Source organism: Ruegeria sp. C10 (genome assembly GCF_056537805.1).
Map to the genome: position 1 here is coordinate 138307 of NZ_JBQFSC010000004.1, position 19911 is coordinate 158217.

The following is a 19911-nucleotide window of genomic DNA, read 5'->3' on the forward strand; positions in this document are numbered from 1 at the left end:
GGGCCCATGTTCGACAAAATCCTGATTGCCAACCGAGGCGAGATCGCCCTGCGTGTGATCCGTGCTGCGCGCGAGATGGGGATCAAGACGGTTGCCGTGCACTCCACCGCCGACAGCGATGCGATGCATGTGCGCATGGCCGACGAATCGGTCTGCATCGGTCCTCCGCCCAGCCCGCAAAGCTATCTGTCCGTGCCCGCGATCATCTCGGCTTGTGAAATCACCGGCGCGCAGGCGATCCATCCCGGCTATGGCTTCCTGTCCGAGAATGCCGAGTTCGTGCAGATCGTCGAAGATCACGGCATTACCTTCATCGGACCCACCGCCGAACATATTCGTGTCATGGGTGACAAGATCACCGCCAAGGACACGATGAAAGAACTGGGTGTCCCTTGTGTTCCGGGTTCTGACGGCGGCGTTCCCACGCTGGCCGACGCCAAGCGCATTGGTGAAGAGTTCGGCTATCCCGTCATCATCAAGGCAACCGCCGGTGGCGGCGGTCGCGGCATGAAGGTGGCACAAAACGCCGATGAGATGGAAAGCGCCTTCATGACCGCACGCGCCGAGGGCAAGGCCGCCTTTGGCAATGACGAGGTCTATATCGAGAAATATCTGACCACCCCGCGCCATATCGAGATTCAGGTCTTCGGCGATGGCAAGGGAAAGGCAGTGCATTTGGGCGAACGCGACTGTTCGCTGCAGCGCCGCCACCAGAAGGTGTTCGAAGAGGCCCCCGGCCCCAGTATCACGCCGGAAGAACGCGCCAAGATCGGTAAGATCTGTGCCGATGCGGTCGCCAAGATCAACTATATCGGCGCAGGCACCATCGAGTTCCTTTATGAAAACGGCGAGTTCTATTTCATCGAGATGAACACGCGTCTACAAGTGGAACACCCCGTGACCGAAGGTATCTTCGGCGTCGATCTGGTGCGCGAACAAATCCGCGTCGCCGCTGGTGAGGACATGTCGTTCGGTCAGGACGATCTTGAGATCAATGGCCACGCCATCGAGGTTCGCATCAACGCGGAAAAACTGCCGAACTTCTCGCCCTGCCCGGGCAAGATTACGGCCTATCACGCGCCAGGTGGTCTGGGCGTGCGGATGGATTCCGCGCTCTATGACGGCTATTCGATCCCGCCGTATTACGACTCGTTGATCGCCAAACTGATCGTTCAGGGCCGTGACCGGGCTGAAGCTTTGGCCCGTCTGGAACGTGCTTTGGGCGAGTTGATCGTCGACGGTATCGACACCACCGTGCCGCTGTTCCACGCCCTGCTGCAGGAACCTGACCTGCACAGCGGCGAGTACAACATCCACTGGCTGGAGCACTGGCTTGCGGAGAACATGGCCTAATCTGACCAAAGGGCCGAAGGATAACCCCCCTTCGGCCCCGAGGCACCCGGCATGAGCCTTTCCCCTGAACTTCTGCTCCATGGCTATTCCATCGGCATTTTTCCGATGGCCGAGCATCGCGACGACCCCGAGTTGTTCTGGGTCGACCCGAAGTTTCGCGGCGTGTTCCCCCTGGATGGGTTCCACATCTCCCGCAGCCTAGCGCGGCGTATCCGGACCTGTGGGTTTTCGGTAAGCATCAATCGCGATTTTGCGGGCGTCGTGGATGGCTGCGCCGACCGATCGGATACCTGGATCAATCCCGAACTGCGCCATCTGTATCAGGAACTACACCGGACCGGCCGCGCGCATTCCCTCGAAGTCTGGGACGGCGCTTCACTGATTGGCGGCGTTTACGGTGTAGTCCTCGGCGCGGCCTTTTTTGGCGAAAGCATGTTCTCGCGTCGCACGGACGCATCGAAGATTGCACTTGCCTATCTGGTGGATCGACTGCGCCAGACCGGGTTCACGCTGTTCGATACACAGTTTCTGACGGCGCATCTGGCCTCGTTAGGCGCGATCGAGATCCCGCGTGCGGTTTATCATAGCGAATTGAAACAAGCGCTTGACCTGAAAGCAGATTTCACCGCTGATCTGCAGCAGACCCCTCAGGGTGTGATACAACGGATCACCCAGACATCGTAGCGGGCGTGATCCAACGCGTTCAGCGCGGGTGAGGTCGCAATCATCCAGCCATCAAACAGCTGCTGCGCCTTGCCCTGTTCCCAGATAGTCAAATAGGCAAAGGCGTCACCTGTCGGGTTTTCGGCTGGATAGCGACAATCACCCAGCGCGACATCCAGACCAAAGACCGAGGTGGTCTCGCCGTTCTGCATTTCGATGTCCACCGTCTGCCCGCTGACCTTGTCCAACCCGCGCAACATGGCGCCGGGGCCGGATTCGACCTTTTGCTGCGCAGCAGCTCCGGTTGCGGTGACCATGAGAGCCACCAGTGCAGCGCGGATCATTCGCTTCCGTCCCCGGCCACGAATTTGACCAGCAACGAGATCAGGCTGACCGCGCCTTGCGTATCGGTAATCTCATCACCCGCCTCAAAATAGAACGGGGAACCGCCCGGCATAACCTCAACAAAGTTGCCACCCAGCAAGCCTTCGGAAGAAATCACAGCGGCGCTATCGTCTGGAATAAGAATACCATCTGCCACAGAAAATCGGGTATCTGCGCGGTACGTATCAGAGTTTAGCGTAACGCCGGTCACCGTCCCAATCTTGACCCCGGCAAGGCGTACATCCGTGCCAACGCCCACACCTTCGAGCGAGCGGAAAGACGCGCCCAGCTCGTATCCTGCGCCGGATTGAGACAAGCCTGTGGATTGGCTGGCGTAAACACCGAACGCAATGGCGCAGGCCAGCACGGCACCGCCGACGATAACTTCGGTCTTCGTATGAGTAGACATCAGGCCTCGCTTATTCCGGGCTCCACGCCTCGTAATCGCTACGTTCAACCGGATCGGCACGACGCAGAGAACCGGCAGGTGCATAGGCCAGCGCGGTGCCGGTCAGATTCTCCTGATGCGGTTTTTCCCAGGACTTGTGCGCCAGAGGTTTATCGGTTGGCGGTTCATCCCATGTGCGGTGCAGCCAGCCATGCCAATCGGGATCGATCCGGCTGGCCTCGGCTTCGCCATTGAAAATCACCCAGCGCTTGCTGTCGTCGGCATTGCGATAGAACACGTTGCCCTCGTCGTCCTCACCGACCTTGATCCCCTTGCGCGCAGTGTAGAACTGCGTGTTCAGGGTGGCCCCGTTCCACCAGGTCACGGCCCGCAAAAGACTGTTCAGGATTCCCATCGGCTGCCTCCGGCATTTCTGTCCCCGAAGATATGGACCAAAGGCACGCTAAGGTCCAGTACTGCCAGCGCTACCTGCGTCATTCCGGCAGGATAGCGGTGACTTCAATTTCAATCCGGTATTTCGGATCGATCAATCCGCATTCGATCATCGTCGCTGCAGGAGGGTTCGCACCAAAGGTTTCGGCCAGAATGGGCCAGCAAGGTTCAAATTCGGTTCGATCCGGCAGCATATAAGTGATGCGCACGACATCAGAGAATGAAGCACCCGCCTCGGCCAGCGCGTTTTCGATGATAGACAGCGCCGAGCGGCATTGCTCCACGACCGTTTCACCTTGCCCAACAGTTCCCGCAACATGAACCCAACCACCCGCGACAACCGCGCGGCAATAGCCAACCTTGGCTTCAAACTCACCACCCGAAGAGATACGTCTTACTGTCATCGTGTCCTCAAACGAAAACGGCGCGGACATTGCCGCGCCGTGTGTGCATTAATCTATGCGGTTCAACCCGCCGAAGCCGATTCCGCCGCGTCTGCGTAGATGATCAAAGGCTGAGAGTCCGACGTCACAGCCTCTTCGTTGACCACAACTTCGGTCACGTTCTTCATGCCCGGCAGTTCGAACATTGTATCCAGCAGGATGTCTTCCAGAATAGAACGCAGACCACGTGCACCGGTTTTACGCTCGATCGCTTTCTTGGCGATCGCCTTCAGCGCATCATCGGTAAAGGCCAGTTCCGCATCTTCCAACTCAAACAACCGCTGGTATTGCTTGACCAGAGCGTTCTTCGGGCTGGTCAGGATGGTGACCAAAGCGTCTTCGTCCAGATCTTCCAGCGTCGCCAGAACCGGCAGTCGGCCGACGAATTCGGGGATCAGGCCAAATTTCAGCAGGTCTTCGGGTTCCAGATCCTTGAAGATCTCGCCCACGCCGCGCTCGTCATTGTCACGCACGTCGGCACCAAAGCCCATGGCCGAGCCTTTGCCACGCTGTGCAATGATCTTGTCTAGTCCGGCGAATGCGCCACCACAGATGAACAGGATGTTGGTGGTATCCACCTGCAGGAATTCCTGCTGCGGATGTTTGCGTCCGCCCTGCGGCGGAACGCTGGCCACGGTGCCTTCCATCAGTTTCAGCAGGGCCTGCTGAACGCCCTCGCCCGATACATCGCGGGTGATCGAAGGGTTTTCAGACTTGCGCGTGATCTTATCGACCTCGTCAATATAGACGATGCCGCGCTGTGCGCGTTCGACATTGTACTCGCTGGCCTGCAGCAGTTTGAGGATGATGTTTTCAACATCTTCACCCACATAACCGGCTTCGGTAAGCGTGGTCGCGTCCGCCATCGTAAATGGCACGTCCAGAATCCGCGCCAGCGTTTGCGCCAGCAGGGTTTTGCCGCAGCCGGTGGGGCCAATCAGCAAGATGTTGGATTTTGCCAGTTCTATATCGCTGCCCGCTTTCTGGGCGTGATTCAGGCGCTTGTAGTGGTTGTGTACCGCAACCGACAGAACCCGCTTGGCGGTGGCCTGACCGATCACATAATCATCCAACACTTCGCAGATATCCTTGGGCGTTGGCACGCCGTCCGAGGACTTCAGGCCGCTGGCCTTGGTCTCTTCACGGATGATGTCCATGCACAGCTCGACACATTCGTCGCAGATGAACACGGTCGGGCCTGCGATCAGCTTACGCACCTCATGCTGGCTTTTGCCGCAAAAGCTGCAATAGAGCGTGTTCTTGCCGTCACCGCCTGAATTCGTCGCCATGCTTTACCCCTCGGGCTCCGTCTCAGCGGCCCCTCTCAAGGGCCGCGCTTGCCGTATATGCCTGCAGCTTAGGCCAGCGTTCTGGCAGCTACAATCTCAAAATCATCCCTCACGCCGGACGCGCGCGGATTTGAACCTAGGCCTCTTCACCATCCATCTTAGCGCGGTTCTCGACGATCTCGTCGATATGGCCCCAATCCTTGGCCTCTTCCGGGCTCATGAAATTGTCACGATCCAGCGCCTTTTCAACGGCCTTTTTGGTCTGCCCGGTATGGCGCACATAGATGTCATACAGGCGATCTTTCAGCTTTTGCGTCTCGGCCGCGTGGATCATGATGTCGCTCGCCTGGCCTTGATAACCGCCGCTGGGCTGGTGCACCATGATCCGGCTGTTAGGCAGCGAAAAGCGCATTCCCTTCTCGCCCCCGGCCAGCAGAACCGAACCCATGGACGCCGCCTGACCGATGACCAATGTGGAACATTTCGGCTTGATATACTGCATTGTGTCGTAAATCGACAAACCACTGGTGACCACGCCACCGGGAGAGTTGATGTAGATCGAGATTTCCTTGTTCGGATTTTCCGCTTCAAGGTGCAGCAGCTGAGCGACCACCAAATGGCTCATACCGTCATGGATGGGGCCGTTGATGAAAATGATCCGCTCTTTCAGAAGGCGCGAGAAGATGTCGTATGCGCGCTCGCCCCGGCTGGTCTGCTCGACGACCATGGGGACGAGTGTGTTCATATATGTATCAACTGGATCGAACATTCGGAACCTGCCTGTTTTGCGATGGATCGGGACATTACCCGAAGAGTAGTTATCCGAGTCTTAGTGCCGCCACAGGGGGGCTGCAAGGGGGGCCGAACGTTCCCACGAATTCCGTCTACCTGCACGACCCGAATGCACACGCCGCTACAGGTCGGTTGACGGATTGCGCGGAAACGTGCTGGTTACATCACGCTATTTTGATCCATGCATATGGAAATACATGCCTGGAAATTGTACCAAGAGTTCTCGCTGCGGATGCGGCGCCGGTCAGGCGCCGGGATTCGGCGGCACTAACGAGGGAATACGATCATGGCTTTTCCGCAAATGACCGAGGATATGTCACCCGGCGACCTTGACCGGATGGTTGAAAACGCAACGCGCGCGTCGAACTTTCTGAAAGCCATAAGCCACGAAGGGCGTTTGATGATCCTGTGTCACCTCGTCTCGGGCGAGAAATCCGTTACTGAACTGGAACAATTGCTATCGGCCCGCCAAGCCGCCGTTTCTCAGCAACTGTCGCGGCTCAGACTTGAGGGGCTGGTTGTTCCTCGTCGCGAAGGCAAGGCGATATATTACCGGCTGGCAGATGATCGACCAGCCCGAATACTGGAAGTGGTGTACGAACTGTTTTGCGCTCAGGATGCGACCTGAGCCTAGTTTTTAGCCCTTCGAAATCGGCCATGCAAAACCTGTAGCTATGGCCCGGGAAAGCTGCTAGTCAATTCGAAACAAGCACTTATGGAGCAACCGATGATCCGCGCAATTCTGATTGGCCTGGCCCTGTTCACCTTGACCGCATGCGAAACCGCAAAGGGCGCTGGTAAAGATATCGAAAACGCCGGCGATGCCATCCAGAACGCGGCCGAGGACGTGCAGGAAAACATCTGATCGTGACGGGATGTTGCGTTCAGGCAACGCTTACCCGCAATATGTAGTTGCCACGCCGACTCAACCCGAGTAGTGTGCCGGTACAGGTGCATAGACGCGGCATTGCATTTCTGACACTCTGACGGGGTTCTTTTGCGCAAGCGAAAGAACCCCGTTCTGGTCCGGAGGGTGGTGCGTGGTAGCCTGTATGAACCTTGGGTTCTCAAAAAGGAAAAGGCGTCAGGTGCTCAGACGCGGTCTTTGCATGCATCCTTGCGGACACTCCTGACGCCTTGCCGGTCCGTTCCGCCCGAGGGGCTTCCCGGTCCAGTTGCCTCGGCCCCCGAAGGGACTTTGGCCACTGCCACACGCGCTATGTCGCGTCGCAGTCCGCGCGGACCTTCTGAGAGGCTGAGCATCTAACCCGAACCGAAGCCCAGACCACTTGCTCCACCACCGGTAAGCCATTGCAACTAAAAACAAATCCTAAAATCCGCCTTCGTTGCTGTGGCCCCCTTGGCCCTTGCGTCCCGCCCCTGTTCCGAAGATCAGAAGCAGTAACCAGACTGTTACATCAGCGTCATGATCCGGCAAGAAAATAGCACTGCAGCAAAAAAATTAAACGGGGATAAGCTGTTGATATCCGCCGGGAGAGCCATGTGGATAACCCGAGAATTCGCGTCATCGCGCAGGCTTGGGGATGGAAAAAGTCAAATATGGATCGCCGACCAGAATTCGCTTGGTTTCTGCACCTGCGAAGGTCCCGTGCGCTGAATTAGGGGGTATTGTCCGAGTTGTACAACACTCAAGCCCCCAATCTTTCGAATCGTACAACCGGAGATTCGCCTATGCGCCTGACCATTTCTCAAGCCCGCGCCCGTTTGGGCGAATTGGCCACCTTGTCGCAAGACCCCGGCAAGTGATCGTGCTGACCCGTTATGGCAAACCGATCGCCGCACTGGTGTCGATGAACGAGGCGCAGCGGATTTGGGAGTTACTGGATGATGACACCATCGGACGTAAACACCCGCTCAGCGGGGTGCGCGGGTGGTGGTCGAAGGGGCGTGGTATTCCGGGGATGGAACCTGGGCCGGACGGTTCTTACCTCACCGCGCGCGACGCCGCGCTGAAGGTCCGCGAGATCCAGATGACCCGTGCCGAGGAACGCCGCATTCTCAAACGCGGGGGTCTGGACCCTGTCGCGGGCGGCGAGATCGCCGCCCGGCCCGTCGCCTCCCTGTGGAGACTGTTGTTTATGAGAAGCGCTCCGACCTGAACGGGGTACCTACTACTCCTGCCGCAGTCACAAATCTCAGCGGCATTAACCCCCTTTAACATCCGATCGGGCCGGAAACGCTTCAGTTCACCTGACGTTCCAGAACTGTGCTGTAGGTCGTTCCGTTCCGCAGGCTACGGAAATCGGCAAAGATCTTGCCGTCCTCGTACCGCGCATCGATCAACGCATTGGCGCCAATCACCAGCGGGGAAGTTTCAACGATGCCGATCGAGCCAGACCCATCGAGGCTGATGGTTCCGGTGGCCTCGTATTCATTCCATTCAGTGTCGCCATCCCGACGCCACTTGCTGGGCCCCCAGAAAACATTGTCTTCCTGCATCTGGACGTCGAGCATCCATTCGGCCTGATTAAAGCGGGGCTGATCGCCCTTGTAATAATGGCTGGGCTGCACGGTCGTGTAAGACCCGACCCACGTGCCGCGCAGATCCGGTGTGGTATCGGCCAGTGCTGCGGTTCCGAGGGCGAGGGACGTGGCCAGAGCGGCGGCTCCGGCAGTCATGTATCTGGTCATGGGGATCTCCTCCTGAAAGCGACCCTTTGAAGTTCAAAAGCGAACATCCTTGCTGTGGCATACAGATTGGGCGGAGGTGCGCCGGTTACAACTTACCTAAGGGAAACTTCATGAACCGGTAATGTTTGCGTCAGGCCCAGGCCAGCGCAGTGCCGAGGATGACCAGACCGATACCTGCCGCCTCGCGATACGAGAAGTTCTCGCCGAACAGAAAGAATGAGGCGATGGCGATCAGAACCACTTCGGCCCCAAGAATGCCGGTATAGATGATGCCCAGCCGTTCCTCGCGCAGAGCGGCGAGTTCGAGCGTGGCCCCGGCCAGCAGGGTCGCGACGATCAGTAGACCAAGACCCACGCCGGGGAGTTTCCACCAGAACTTCATCGCGATCATGGCAACGGAATAAAGGCCTGCTGATCCAAAAGCGATAAGGGGAACAAGCGATGTAGACATAAGGGCCTCCTGCAAAGGTTGCCGTTGGGTCAACTGTAGCAGATGGGCTGATTTAGGGCTGTGAGGTGGGTCACAGTTCCAGGTTCCATTCTCGCTTTTCTTCTAGTGTTTTTTGCCCCCGAACTTGCAGTGATGGGTCGACCTGTTCAAAATTCAATTATTCATATGCGACTGGGGAGGGGTGCAATGACAACACTTTGCGAAATAGGTCAAACCGGAGTGCGAATCCCACGAATTGGCTTTGGATCAACCGGTATAGGCAACATTCCACAGATTTACGGTTACGAAGTTGATGAGAATAGGGCGCGCGAGACCATACGTGCCATACTTGCCCGGCCCGACGGTTTTATCGACACCGCCCGAGGCTATGCGTTGGGGCGTAGCGAGGAGCGCATCGGGAGTGTCATCCGTGAACTCGGTGGCTGGCCGAAAGGCCGCGTTCTGTCCACAAAAGTAGACCGTGACATGGAAACGAATGTTTTCGACGCCGCCCAAGCGCGGCGGTCCTTTGAACAAAGCCTCAAGGCTCTTGAGGTAGATCGCGTGGACATCCTTCATCTGCACGACCCGGAATACGCGGGTGACGTAACTGAGATTACCCGCAGCGGAGGTGCGCTGGACGAATTATTCAAAATTAAAGAGGAAGGATTGGCAACTGCAGTTGGTCTGGCGGGCGGGCAGTTGGATGTGTTGATGCCAATGCTGCGCGAACGGGATTTCGACGTGGTGATGACTCACAACCGGCACACGCTTGTAAACATGAATGCGGCGCCGCTGATCGAACTGGCCAACTCGAAGGACGTTACGGTATTGAACGCAGCGCCTTACGCCGGCGGAATCTTGGCCAGAGGCAGCGCAATCCATCATTTCTACGTCTATCAGCCAGCAACAGAAGAAACGCTCGCACCCGTGCGCGCGGTTGAGGAAATCTGTGCCCGCTATGACGTGCCCTTAGGCGCCTTAGCGCTGCAATTCTCGATGCGGGACGCAAAAATTGCGTCAACGGTGTGTGGAGTGACTTGGCCACAGCATGTGAGACAAACACTCGAATGGGCGGATTGGGATATCCCAAGAGCGGTTTGGAGTGAACTCGCGGAACTTGGTCAGAGTGACGCTGATCCTGAGGCCGTATAGAACCGATCAACGGAGAGGAAGGACAGCCTTAGCTGTCCATCTTCAACGCTGAAATAAACGCCTCCTGCGGGATATCGACCTTCCCGAACTGACGCATCTTTTTCTTACCGGCCTTCTGCTTATCCAGCAGTTTACGTTTCCGCGTGGCGTCGCCTCCGTAGCATTTTGCGGTCACGTCCTTGCGCAAGGCCGAGAGGGTCTCGCGGGCGATGACCTTGCCTCCGATGGCGGCCTGGATCGGGATTTTGAACATGTGGCGCGGGATCAGGTCCTTGAGCTTTTCGCACATGGCACGGCCCCGCATCTCGGCCCGGTCGCGGTGAACCATGGTCGACAGCGCGTCAACGGGTTCGTCATTCACCAGCACCGACATCTTGACCAGATTGTCCTCGGTATAGCCGGTCATCTGATAGTCGAACGAGGCATAGCCCTTGGTCACCGATTTCAAGCGGTCGTAGAAGTCAAAGACGACCTCGTTCAGCGGCAGGTCATAGACGACCATGGCGCGGGTGCCCGCATAGGTCAGGTCCAGCTGGATGCCGCGGCGGTCCTGGCAGAGTTTCAGCACGTCGCCGAGGTATTCGTCGGGCACCAGAATGGTCGCCTTGATGCGCGGTTCCTCGATATGGTCGACCTTGGAGGGGTCGGGCATGTCGGCGGGGTTGTGCAGCTCGATCATCTCGCCGTCTTTCATGTAGACGTGATAGATCACCGACGGCGCGGTGGTGATGAGCTCGATATCATATTCGCGTTCGATGCGGTCGCGGATGACCTCAAGGTGCAGAAGACCGAGGAAGCCGCAGCGGAAGCCAAAGCCAAGCGCGGCCGAGGTCTCCATTTCAAAGCTGAAGCTGGCGTCGTTCAGGGCCAATTTGTCGATCGCATCGCGCAGGTCTTCGAATTCGGAGCTGTCAACGGGGAAGAGGCCGCAGAACACCACCGGCTGCGCGGGTTTGAAGCCGGTCAGGGCCTCTTCGGTGCCGTTGCGGTCATTGGTGATCGTGTCGCCGACGCGGGTGTCGCGGACCTGCTTGATCGAAGCGGTCAGAAAGCCGATCTCACCGGGGCCAAGCGAGTCGACCATCTCCATCTCGGGGCGGAAGACGCCAACGCGGTCGACGTGGTGCAGGGTGTTGTTCGACATGAACTTGACCCGCATGCCCTTTTTCAGCGTGCCGTCCATGATGCGGACCAGAACGATGACGCCGAGATAGGCGTCGTACCATGAATCCACCAGCATCGCCTTGAGCGGCGCGTCCAAGTTGCCTTGCGGCGCGGGCAGCTGCTGCACAATGGCCTCAAGTGTTTCGTGGATGCCCTGCCCCGTCTTGGCACTGACCTGAATGGCGTCGGTCGCGTCGATGCCGATCACATCCTCGATCTGTTCGGCCACGCGGTCACAATCGGACGCGGGCAGGTCGATCTTGTTCAGCACCGGCACGATTTCGTGGTCGGCGTCGATGGCCTGATACACATTCGCCAGCGTCTGCGCCTCAACCCCCTGGGTCGAGTCGACAACCAACAGCGACCCCTCGACCGCACGCATGGAGCGGCTGACCTCATAGGCAAAGTCCACGTGGCCGGGGGTGTCGATCAGGTTCAGCACATATTGCTCGCCATTGTCGGCGGTATAGTCGATGCGAACCGTGTTGGCCTTGATGGTGATGCCGCGTTCACGCTCGATATCCATGCTGTCGAGCAGCTGTTCCTTCATGTCGCGATCCTTGACCGTTCCGGTCTCTTGGATGAGCCGGTCAGCAAGGGTGGATTTGCCATGGTCGATATGCGCGACGATGGAGAAATTGCGGATATGAGCGAGGTCTGTCATGGGTTGGGGATATGCGTCGGAATTGAGCTGTGGTCAAGGTGGGACGAGACCCAGCGAAACCCTTTGTTTGCGAGGCCTCCGTCCAGTCAGACCAGCCTGTTTTTAACCAGCTCTGCGTTCATCCAATGCGTCTCGCTTTGCACATGACCCTCGCGCACGTATTTCGCGAGGTGAGTGGGCAGTTCTTCTTCGTCAAACGCTGCAATTGTGCGAACGACAAAACCCTCCTGAGTATCCAGATCCAGGCCCGCGATCACATCTGCCACAACCTTAACAGAGAACCGTCCGCGATAGAGTTCGGGAACGGCAGTAATCCCCAGCTCGAGAAAGCGTGAAAGCGTCGCGTCCCACGATTGCACGCGCTTTGCCTTGATCCAGGCGGAGCCCAGGAAATAAGTCGGCAACGCCGAGTACGCTATCGAGTGGCGAGCAAACAGATATTCACCGACTATGCGCTCATCTTCATCAAGCTGTGGCGAAATTCCGGCAGCGAAGGCCTTCATCCAATCTCGGGACGGGTGGTGTCGCGCGTCAATGCTGCGAGGATGGCAGCCCTGACTATGAATCGTTGTATTCTCACCGTCCAGTTTTTCGGTGAAGACAACCTCATCAGCCGAAGCCAGTTCGTCAACGCTGGACATGATCTTATCATCGCTGGTCGCCCCGGGAGACTCCGGCAGATGGAAGTGCGCCCGTATTTCTTAAGCATAGTGGTCTCATGAAAGAGATTTAAACAATGTCTGGCCAGAAAACGCGACATCCCAGCCGCGTGCAATCACTTTTTCGAACCACCCAATTGATCCCGAATCCACTTTGATTCATACTCCGCCGCAGACCGAGAGGGGCATAAGACCCGTCCGGGCAGGCAAAAAACGAGGCTCGAGTATGAAACAGTTCCTCTTAATCGCATTTTGTGCGGCATCGCTGACGTCGGTGGCCCACACGGTGGACGCGGCGCAGATCAAGCGGGCGTGTCTGGCATCAGACCGTGAAGCGGCGACGCGGGCGCGGTGCCGGTGTATTCAGCGCGTGGCGGATCAGGCGCTGACGCGTAGTGATCAGAAGACCGTCGCCAAGTGGTTCACCAACCCGCATCAGGCGCAGGAGTTGAAGATGTCGCAGACCGCGCGCGATGATGCGCTGTGGGATCGGTATCAGAACTTTGGCCAGATGGCACAAGCGATCTGCAACTGAGCCCTGTCAATCCTTGACCTGATGCCCGCTGCGCCTCAGAAATGGGGCAGCGAAAGGTATGTGCGATGGTGATGAAAGGGCTGACCCTGCGGGGCCTTGAGGTGTTCGAGGCGCTGGCACGGACGGGATCGGTGGCGCAGGCGGCCGAGATCACGGGGCTCAGCCAGCCCTCGGTTTCCCAGCAATTGCGCAATCTGGAAAAGGCTTTGGGCACCGATCTGGTGGATCACGGGCGGCGACCGATGCGACTGACGCAGGCCGGCCGCAGTTTCCTGGCGCGGGCCGAGGCAGTGCTGGCCGAGTTGCAGATGGCGCAAGGCGAACTGGCGGTGATGGATCTGGGGCATCTGACCACCCTGTCCATCGGCTTGATCGACGATTTCGACAACGACCTGACGCCGCGATTGGCGACGTTGCTGGCCGACAGTCTGACCCGGTCGAAATTCAAGCTGATCACGCTGCCCAGTCTGGACCTGTTTGCCGAGCTGGAAGCGCAGCGCCTGCACATGGCGGTCTCGGCCCATTCTGGCGAGGTGCTGGAGGGCGTGGTCGAATATCCGCTGGTGCAGGATCCGTTCATTCTGGTCGCGCCTAAGGGCGTTGCGCAACCAGTGCAGGATCTGCCCTTTCTGCGCTATGCCCGCGAGCAGTTGATCAGCCGTCAGATCGAAAGCCATCTGGCCCGGCAGCAGCTGGAGTTCGAGGAACGGTTCGAAATCGGCTCACACCTCGCGCTGATGGCGATGGTTGCGCGCGGCCTCGGCTGGGCGATTACCACGCCGCTGGGCTATATGCGCGCCGCCCGCTTCCACGACGGGATGGAGGCGCACCCTGCCCCGTTCGGTGAATTCGCGCGCACCATTTCCTTGTTTACACGGACCGACTGGTCCGATCAGGTACCGCAGGAGGTGGCCGACATGATCCGACGCCTGATGCGCAGCCAGATCGTTGATCCAGCGATTGCGCAATTGCCGTGGTTAGGTGGTCAGTTGAAGGTGGTGGGATAGAGCGAGAGGCAGCGAATACGATTATTTGCTATCGCTCTAATTTGCGACTTTCAAAAGTTTATCTCAAGAACGCAGCATTTCTTCTACAACGAAACCAGATGGACTCTGGCGCCTCTCTTTTTAGCGGCAAGTCACCATTTTCATTAAAGTACGTTGCCAAGCATTGCCTTTGCAACATAGTGTGCGCTTCATGTTTTGAATTTGCTACGAAAGTTTTTTTAGAATGACGATGACTATAGATGGCATCGGTGCAGAGCCGCCGGGTTACAAAGATGCTCTAACTCTTGAACAAGCGTTGCTTCTGACACCCAAAGCGCTCGATCGACAAATTTCAAGCGATCTCAGACGCGTAGCTAACGCGCATGGTCGAAGCTACTCGATTGTTAGCTGGTGGCAAGAGCAGAAGGCACGGTTTATTGGCTGGTCGGGTCGCTTGCTTGCTCGACAAGTCAAGAGAAAACCACCTGGCGAACCTGAGGATTTTTGTGACAAAATCGACTATTGCCGACGGCGCAAACAAGCCCGGACTGCTGTCGGCTTTATCCGGAGCCTTCAGGAAGATCGCGTACTGTTGGCAACCGAGGCATACGATAAGTTCCGAGAGAACAATGAGACAATAGCTATACTACTTGAGGAAGCGATGGCTCTGACGACTGAAATCGCTGAATTTACGGCCGACACCGTTGTTCCAGTTACTGTTATTGCTAAGATCGTTCTGGAAGCAATGGATGAGATTTGCCCATGCCCGGATGAGGATAGCGCTACATAAGGAAGCTTCAGCCACCACCTGCTTTGCCCCATTTTTGCCGTAGAACCTATTTGAAACACTTGGCTCAAATTTAGTTGTTACAAATTGAGTTCGACATACCCATCAGTCCAGAATTGGACATATATCGCATGGGGAACAATGCCGTCCGCATCTGCCGTCGTAAATGAATGGTATATTCAAGCTAGGCCCGCACATGTGCCTCGAGCCCCTGCACCGCCTCTTCGATCAGGTCCAGCGCGCCGTCGAAATCCCGGGTGTAATAGGGATCGGGCACGTGGTCCGCGCCGCTGTCAGGCGCAAAATCGGTCAGCAGGCGGACCGGGGTGGTGATGCCGTCGGGGCGCAGGGCCTCGATACCCTCGATGTTTTCTGCGTCCATTCCGATGATCAGGTCGAAGTGGTTGAAATCTTCGGCCACGAACTGGCGCGCGCGTAGGTCGCTGAGGTCGATATCACGCGCGCGGGCGGCCTTTTGCATTGGGCCGTAGGGCGGGTCTCCGATATGCCAGCCCGAGGTTCCGGCGCTGTCGGTCTGGTGATGCGGGGCGCGGGCGCGAAAAGCGCCCTCGGCGGCGGGGGATCGGCAGATATTGCCCAGGCAGACGAAAAGGATACGGTGTGACATAAGAGAGGTTTAGCGCGTGGGGCAGGTATGGAAAAGATCGTCATTCTGACCGGGGCCGGGATTTCCGCCGAAAGCGGGTTGGGCACGTTCCGCGATGAAGGGGGCCTGTGGGCGCAGCACCGGATCGAGGATGTGGCCACGCCCGAGGGCTTTGCCCGCAATCCGTCGCTGGTGCATCAATTTTACAATGCCCGCCGAGTACAGGCCGCCAAGGCGCAGCCCAACGCGGCGCATCAGGCGCTGGCCCGGTTGCAGCAGGGCTGGCCTGGAGAGGTGATCCTTGTCACCCAGAATGTCGACAGCCTGCACGAGGCAGGTGGGGCCGCGCATGTGATCCATATGCATGGCACCTTGGCTGGGGCTTTGTGTGCGGCGTGCGGATATCGTTGGGCTTCGCCACCCGAAATGGATGTGGGTGAGCCCTGCCCGTCCTGTCACCAGCCCTCGGCCCGGCCCGACGTGGTATGGTTCGGCGAGATGCCATATTTCATGGATGAGATCTACGACCATCTGATGGAAGCATCGCTGTTCGCCTCGATCGGCACCTCGGGGCAGGTTTATCCGGCGGCAGGGTTTGTACAAGAGGCGCGGGCCGTGGGCGCGCGGACGATCGAATTGAACCTTGAGCCATCCGCCGGAATATTTGATGAAACCCGGCTGGGGCCAGCCTCGGAGGCAGTACCGCGCTGGGTCGATGAGCTGTTGGCGCGAGGCAGCACGCGATAGGGGCAGACAGCGGCGCGTCTTCCCGTCTATGGTGCAGAAAACGCAAACCCGAGTGAGTGACATGACCGATCTACCGCCCAAAGACGGAGAAATCCTTGACGACAGCAGTATCGACGCGCGCGATACGTTAAGTACCAATCTGGTCAGCCTGTGGTGGACCTTTCTGCTGCGTGGAATTCTCGCGGGTCTGATCGGGATTGCAGCGCTGTTCTGGCCGACCAGCAGCATCTCATTATTGCTGCGATTGGTAGGGGCGCTGCTGATTCTGGATGGCGCGCTGACCTGGCTGGGTTTTGGGCGGCGCGGGCTGATCGGAGGCGTCGGTATCGGTGCCGCGCTGATCGGTTTGGTGTTGCTGATCTGGCCACAGGGCGTGGCCTGGCTGGCGTTCACCCTCATGGGGGCGATGGCGCTGTTCGTTGCGATCGGCTCGTTCATGGCGCTGCCCCAAATGCATCCACAAGACCCCGAGCGCGCAACGGTGCGTAATTCAGGTATCTTCGCACTCATCGTCGGGCTGGTGCTGATCTTCTGGCCCGGCAGCGGCATGGTGGCGTTGGGCTGGGCAATTGCCTTCTTCGCGCTGACCTCGGCGGTGGTGATGTTCTTTCTGGCGGCACGGTTCAAAAAAGCGGGCGATCGATTGGAGATGAAAACCGTCAACAGATGACGCAACAGGCCGGGCATTGCCCGGCCTGACGTATGGATGATGGCTGTACCACAGCCTGAAGACAGGCGTTAGTTCGTATGGCCGCCTTTGTCCTGGCGCTCAAGATCGACCGGGATCTCGACCGCGACCTCTCCCGCGTTTTCGAAGATCAGTGTGACGGGAACGCTCCCTCCCTGTTCGAAGGGCGCTGTCAGGCCCATGAACATGACGTGATCACCGCCGCGTTTCAGCATGTGGGTTTCGCCCGCCGGAATGGCGAAGCCTTCCTTCACATGCACCATCTTGGCGACACCGTTTTCGTCAACCTTATGAGTGTGCAGTTCCACTCGGGCAGCCGCATCCGAGGTCACGCCGATCAGGCGGTCATCGGTATCGCCTTGATTCTGGATCATCATGAAGGCGGCACCCGCCTTCGCGGTTTTGCCCGAAGACCGTGCATAAGGGTCTTCGACCGAGATGGTATCGGCAGCCAGCGCCGCACCGGTCAGCGAAAAGGTAGTCAGGACTGCAAGCAGGCTGGATTTGAGGGTCATTATGCCTCTCCTTGGTAACTGTCTGATAGAGTTTGGAAACTGGAATCAGGCAGAAACCGGCGGGGCACGAGCTGGGTGTCGCGGCAACGGCGCGGCAATCAGATGCTGGGAAAGGAGCGACGGCGCGGGGAGCGCGCGCGACGGGGCCGGAGGTACGGCAACCGAGGCTTCATGGATCGCGCCCAGCAGGTTGAGCGCATAGTCAGGGCAGTATTGCGGTGCGCGGGTCGGTTGGCCGTCTTCGTCCATATAGACGACGACCGGCCCGCTGCCGGTGCACAAAACCATCTGCCCGACCGCGCGCTCCATACCCCGCGACACGGCTAGTCCCTGCCCGGTGAGGATCACCATCAAGGACAGCGCATAAGGCAGAAATGTGCGGAAAAAGCCTGTCATGTCAGCTTGGTATATACGCCGCCAGCTGAACCGGCTTCAAGCGCAAAGCAGTGGCTGAGACAGTATGGCCTAGCTCAGCTTTTCGGCGGCCTGAACGCCTCGGCATTCATCCCCGTATGCAGTCGGTTTACCCGGCGCTGCATCCGGGTGCAGCGGATCACAGCTTTTGCAATTGATCGTGGCAGTAAAAACAGAAAATTCTTTGCTTTGAGTGACATGGTAACCCCCTCAACATGAATATGCATAAACATATGCGATATTCAGCAGGTGTTCTGTGAACAACGTCACGAAGCGGGGCGTTTTATTACCATTTCAGAGACAATCATTCGCACAGGGGCAGCGAATGCAAAAAAGAAAAGCCCCACACCGCAGGGTGCAGGGCTGAATTCTTGCGTGAGAAAGCGCTTAGGCCGAGGCTTGTGCCTTGGCGATTTCTTTCTTCACTTTCAGGGCGTTCGCCGACAGCTCGTCATCCTTGGCTTTGGCCAGGAACGCGTCCAGACCACCGCGGTGGTCGACCGAGCGCAGGGCAGCTGCCGAGATGCGCAGCTTGACGCCACGACCCAGAGTTTCCGACTGCAGGGTAACGTCGTTCAGGTTGGGCAGAAAACGGCGACGAGTTCTGTTTTTGGCGTGGCTGACATTGTTGCCAGTCATCGGGCCTTTTCCGGTCAGTTCGCAACGGCGCGACATGGTTTCTTCCTTTGTTTCTGGAGGCCGGGTACAAGACCCGCGGCCAAATCACAAGGGGCGCAACCCGAAGTCGCGCCCGAAAACTGGTTGGATGCGTTTAGTGGGAATCGCGCGAAGGGTCAAGACGGCTGCGGCGAAATCTTTGCACCCGAGTTGAATTCATTTGAGGTCAAGATCGGGGACATCCGCAACAGCGGCTTGTTATTCTTCAAATGCCGTGTGATCAACTGCGCTTGCAGCCGACCGCCGGGGATCATGCGGGCCGGGTCGGCGCGGTAGTCAAGATCTGTCAGTTCGGGAAAAATCTCGAATATCTCGCGACGCGACGCGGCGCTCAGCATTTTCAGCGCTTCGGGGCCGGTATAGAGGCTTTCGGTTGGCGCATCCTCGGCAAAGATCACCTGATGGCGGTCGAACAGCAGGTGGTAATACTCGACGCTTTCCACGCTTTCATCAACGTAGATATCCGGCATTGCGGTGAGTTTGATGGCCGGAATCAGAACCTCGGTCGTGCCGAACATGCGTTGGGCGATCTTTGAGTGCACCAGCATCCGATGCTGGCGCGAGACCAGCAGATCGCGATGCGGCAGCCCCTCACCCAATGCCCCTGCAAGGATACGCACAGGCCAGAGTCTGGGGTTGGCTTCAAGCTGGAAGCGATCAAATTCACGCCGCCCGATCCAACGGATCGGGTGCAGGCCCTGCCCCAGCGTGGGGATCAGGTCACCGGTGCGCAACGACTGGATCAGGGATCGCCCATCCTGTGTCGTGATCAATGTATCGCGCGTGAAACAGGGCATACCCGACCCGTTCTCGAACGCTGAATACGTGACGGTGATGCCTGAAGGCAGGGTAAATGTGCCGCTCGAGACTGAATAACCAACCCCGTCTTCTACCGTAATCACCCCGAAAGTATCGTCCGTGATAACAGTGCCCTCAGGGAGGTTCAGCGTGTCGGTTCCGCTGCCGCCGCGAATGTCACCCGACACCGTGGTGCTGGTGAAATTCAGCGTGTCATTACCGGCACCAAGCCGGATATCGCCGACGGTTGACCCCCTGATATCAACCGTATCCGCATCCGACCCGCTAGCGATGCGCCCGCCAACCGTGCTGTTGGTGACAATGATCGTGTCGGTGCCTGCATTGCCCAGGACATTGTTGGCAATGGTGCTATTGGTGATGGTGATATCGTCATCGCCGCCACGGCCACGGATACCGGTCACCGGAGGCGTCGCCGGGTTTCCGTTCAGAGTACCGTTGTCATTTGTGACATCGATATCGTCGTCGCCGTTGGTACCATTGATATTGGGCATTCTGACGTGTCCCGTTCCTCGGAGAATCCGGGCACGATCCGAGCTGACCAAGCCCTTTCTCAACCCGGTTCAAACGCAGTGACTTACACTCAAACACAACAATATATGTAGCTTTAATACACGATTAGCGGTCAGCGCACCAGCCGCGCACGCAT

At 58.0% G+C, this 19911-nt stretch carries 26 protein-coding genes; 11 read left to right on the forward strand and 15 right to left on the reverse strand.

What is annotated here, in order from left to right:
* Positions 1-6: 6 nt before the first annotated feature.
* Positions 7-1353 (forward strand): acetyl-CoA carboxylase biotin carboxylase subunit, encoded by a 1347-nt coding sequence (gene accC / locus ACR0DE_RS16995; protein WP_170397180.1) that lies wholly within the window; start codon positions 7-9, stop codon positions 1351-1353.
* A gap of 51 nt (positions 1354-1404) precedes the next feature.
* Positions 1405-2037: a leucyl/phenylalanyl-tRNA--protein transferase gene (gene aat / locus ACR0DE_RS17000; RefSeq protein ID WP_170404159.1), complete on the forward strand. Its 633-nt coding sequence runs from the start codon at positions 1405-1407 to the stop codon at positions 2035-2037.
* Here the strand turns inward: aat and ACR0DE_RS17005 are convergent.
* From ACR0DE_RS17005 to ACR0DE_RS17030, 6 genes are all read right to left on the reverse strand, one after another.
* Positions 2001-2360, reverse strand: a complete 360-nt coding sequence (locus tag ACR0DE_RS17005) for a DUF2155 domain-containing protein (protein WP_170466088.1) — start codon at positions 2358-2360, stop codon at positions 2001-2003. The two genes, aat and ACR0DE_RS17005, sit on opposite strands and share 37 nt — an antisense overlap.
* Positions 2357-2809 (reverse strand): outer membrane lipid asymmetry maintenance protein MlaD, encoded by a 453-nt coding sequence (gene mlaD, locus ACR0DE_RS17010; RefSeq protein ID WP_170397186.1) that lies wholly within the window; start codon positions 2807-2809, stop codon positions 2357-2359. Before mlaD ends, ACR0DE_RS17005 begins: the two co-directional genes overlap by 4 nt.
* A 10-nt stretch (positions 2810-2819) precedes the next feature.
* Positions 2820-3203, reverse strand: coding sequence for an NADH:ubiquinone oxidoreductase subunit NDUFA12 (locus ACR0DE_RS17015; protein WP_010443266.1), 384 nt, complete (start codon positions 3201-3203; stop codon positions 2820-2822).
* Positions 3204-3282: 79 nt separating this feature from the next.
* Positions 3283-3645, reverse strand: coding sequence for a RidA family protein (locus ACR0DE_RS17020; protein ID WP_170397754.1), 363 nt, complete (start codon positions 3643-3645; stop codon positions 3283-3285).
* Between the two features lie 62 nt (positions 3646-3707).
* On the reverse strand, positions 3708-4973 hold the full coding sequence (gene clpX, locus ACR0DE_RS17025) for an ATP-dependent Clp protease ATP-binding subunit ClpX (RefSeq protein WP_170397188.1): 1266 nt from the start codon (positions 4971-4973) through the stop codon (positions 3708-3710).
* Positions 4974-5109: 136 nt separating this feature from the next.
* Positions 5110-5742, reverse strand: coding sequence for an ATP-dependent Clp protease proteolytic subunit (locus ACR0DE_RS17030; protein ID WP_170564807.1), 633 nt, complete (start codon positions 5740-5742; stop codon positions 5110-5112).
* Positions 5743-6051: 309 nt separating this feature from the next.
* Between ACR0DE_RS17030 and ACR0DE_RS17035 the strand changes: the two genes are divergently transcribed.
* From ACR0DE_RS17035 to ACR0DE_RS17045, 3 genes are all read left to right on the forward strand, one after another.
* On the forward strand, positions 6052-6393 hold the full coding sequence (locus tag ACR0DE_RS17035) for an ArsR/SmtB family transcription factor (protein ID WP_170397190.1): 342 nt from the start codon (positions 6052-6054) through the stop codon (positions 6391-6393).
* Between the two features lie 99 nt (positions 6394-6492).
* Complete coding sequence (locus tag ACR0DE_RS17040; protein ID WP_010443271.1) at positions 6493-6630, forward strand: entericidin A/B family lipoprotein; 138 nt, start codon at positions 6493-6495, stop codon at positions 6628-6630.
* A gap of 904 nt (positions 6631-7534) precedes the next feature.
* Positions 7535-7885, forward strand: coding sequence for a hypothetical protein (locus ACR0DE_RS17045; RefSeq protein ID WP_480754398.1), 351 nt, complete (start codon positions 7535-7537; stop codon positions 7883-7885).
* A gap of 82 nt (positions 7886-7967) precedes the next feature.
* Here the strand turns inward: ACR0DE_RS17045 and ACR0DE_RS17050 are convergent, their stop codons facing one another.
* Both ACR0DE_RS17050 and ACR0DE_RS17055 read right to left on the reverse strand, forming a co-directional pair.
* Entirely contained in the window at positions 7968-8417 is a 450-nt protein-coding gene (locus tag ACR0DE_RS17050; protein WP_170466098.1) for a hypothetical protein, read from the reverse strand.
* 130 nt (positions 8418-8547) lie between these two features.
* On the reverse strand, positions 8548-8868 hold the full coding sequence (locus ACR0DE_RS17055) for a hypothetical protein (RefSeq protein ID WP_170397195.1): 321 nt from the start codon (positions 8866-8868) through the stop codon (positions 8548-8550).
* 186 nt (positions 8869-9054) lie between these two features.
* Here ACR0DE_RS17055 and ACR0DE_RS17060 point away from each other — a divergent pair, with 186 nt between their 5' ends.
* Positions 9055-10002, forward strand: coding sequence for an aldo/keto reductase (locus ACR0DE_RS17060; RefSeq protein WP_480754400.1), 948 nt, complete (start codon positions 9055-9057; stop codon positions 10000-10002).
* Positions 10003-10030: 28 nt separating this feature from the next.
* On the opposite strand, the gene lepA is transcribed toward ACR0DE_RS17060, so the two are convergent.
* Complete coding sequence (lepA, locus tag ACR0DE_RS17065; protein WP_170424201.1) at positions 10031-11830, reverse strand: translation elongation factor 4; 1800 nt, start codon at positions 11828-11830, stop codon at positions 10031-10033.
* Positions 11831-11916: 86 nt separating this feature from the next.
* Positions 11917-12471 (reverse strand): RNA ligase family protein, encoded by a 555-nt coding sequence (locus tag ACR0DE_RS17070; RefSeq protein WP_480754402.1) that lies wholly within the window; start codon positions 12469-12471, stop codon positions 11917-11919.
* A gap of 244 nt (positions 12472-12715) precedes the next feature.
* On the opposite strand from ACR0DE_RS17070, the gene ACR0DE_RS17075 reads away from it, so the two are divergent.
* The 3 genes from ACR0DE_RS17075 (at position 12716) to ACR0DE_RS17085 (ending at position 14800) form a co-directional block, all read left to right on the forward strand.
* The gene (locus tag ACR0DE_RS17075; protein WP_170404173.1) at positions 12716-13024 is read left to right on the forward strand and encodes a hypothetical protein; all 309 of its coding nucleotides are present in this window, start codon (positions 12716-12718) and stop codon (positions 13022-13024) included.
* Positions 13025-13089: 65 nt separating this feature from the next.
* Positions 13090-14031: a LysR family transcriptional regulator gene (locus ACR0DE_RS17080; RefSeq protein ID WP_170397757.1), complete on the forward strand. Its 942-nt coding sequence runs from the start codon at positions 13090-13092 to the stop codon at positions 14029-14031.
* A gap of 223 nt (positions 14032-14254) precedes the next feature.
* On the forward strand, positions 14255-14800 hold the full coding sequence (locus ACR0DE_RS17085) for a hypothetical protein (RefSeq protein WP_480754404.1): 546 nt from the start codon (positions 14255-14257) through the stop codon (positions 14798-14800).
* A 181-nt stretch (positions 14801-14981) separates the two neighbouring features.
* On the opposite strand, the gene ACR0DE_RS17090 is transcribed toward ACR0DE_RS17085, so the two are convergent.
* Positions 14982-15425 carry a low molecular weight protein-tyrosine-phosphatase gene (locus tag ACR0DE_RS17090; RefSeq protein ID WP_480754406.1) on the reverse strand — a complete coding sequence of 148 codons (444 nt, stop codon included), beginning with the start codon at positions 15423-15425 and terminating at the stop codon, positions 14982-14984.
* Between the two features lie 27 nt (positions 15426-15452).
* Here ACR0DE_RS17090 and ACR0DE_RS17095 point away from each other — a divergent pair, with 27 nt between their 5' ends.
* Both ACR0DE_RS17095 and ACR0DE_RS17100 read left to right on the forward strand, forming a co-directional pair.
* Positions 15453-16151, forward strand: a complete 699-nt coding sequence (locus ACR0DE_RS17095) for an NAD-dependent deacylase (RefSeq protein WP_480705514.1) — start codon at positions 15453-15455, stop codon at positions 16149-16151.
* 61 nt (positions 16152-16212) lie between these two features.
* On the forward strand, positions 16213-16821 hold the full coding sequence (locus tag ACR0DE_RS17100; protein WP_480754409.1) for an HdeD family acid-resistance protein: 609 nt from the start codon (positions 16213-16215) through the stop codon (positions 16819-16821).
* A gap of 68 nt (positions 16822-16889) precedes the next feature.
* Here ACR0DE_RS17100 and ACR0DE_RS17105 read toward each other — a convergent pair whose 3' ends face one another.
* The 4 genes from ACR0DE_RS17105 to ACR0DE_RS17120 form a co-directional block, all read right to left on the reverse strand.
* Positions 16890-17354, reverse strand: a complete 465-nt coding sequence (locus ACR0DE_RS17105; protein WP_480754411.1) for a copper chaperone PCu(A)C — start codon at positions 17352-17354, stop codon at positions 16890-16892.
* A gap of 45 nt (positions 17355-17399) precedes the next feature.
* A complete protein-coding gene (locus ACR0DE_RS17110) occupies positions 17400-17750 on the reverse strand; it encodes a glycosyltransferase family protein (RefSeq protein ID WP_170424215.1) in 351 nt (116 codons plus the stop codon).
* Between the two features lie 405 nt (positions 17751-18155).
* Positions 18156-18443, reverse strand: coding sequence for a 50S ribosomal protein L28 (gene rpmB / locus ACR0DE_RS17115; protein WP_008756960.1), 288 nt, complete (start codon positions 18441-18443; stop codon positions 18156-18158).
* A gap of 119 nt (positions 18444-18562) precedes the next feature.
* Positions 18563-19756 carry a Hint domain-containing protein gene (locus tag ACR0DE_RS17120; protein WP_170612173.1) on the reverse strand — a complete coding sequence of 398 codons (1194 nt, stop codon included), beginning with the start codon at positions 19754-19756 and terminating at the stop codon, positions 18563-18565.
* Positions 19757-19911: the final 155 nt, after the last annotated feature.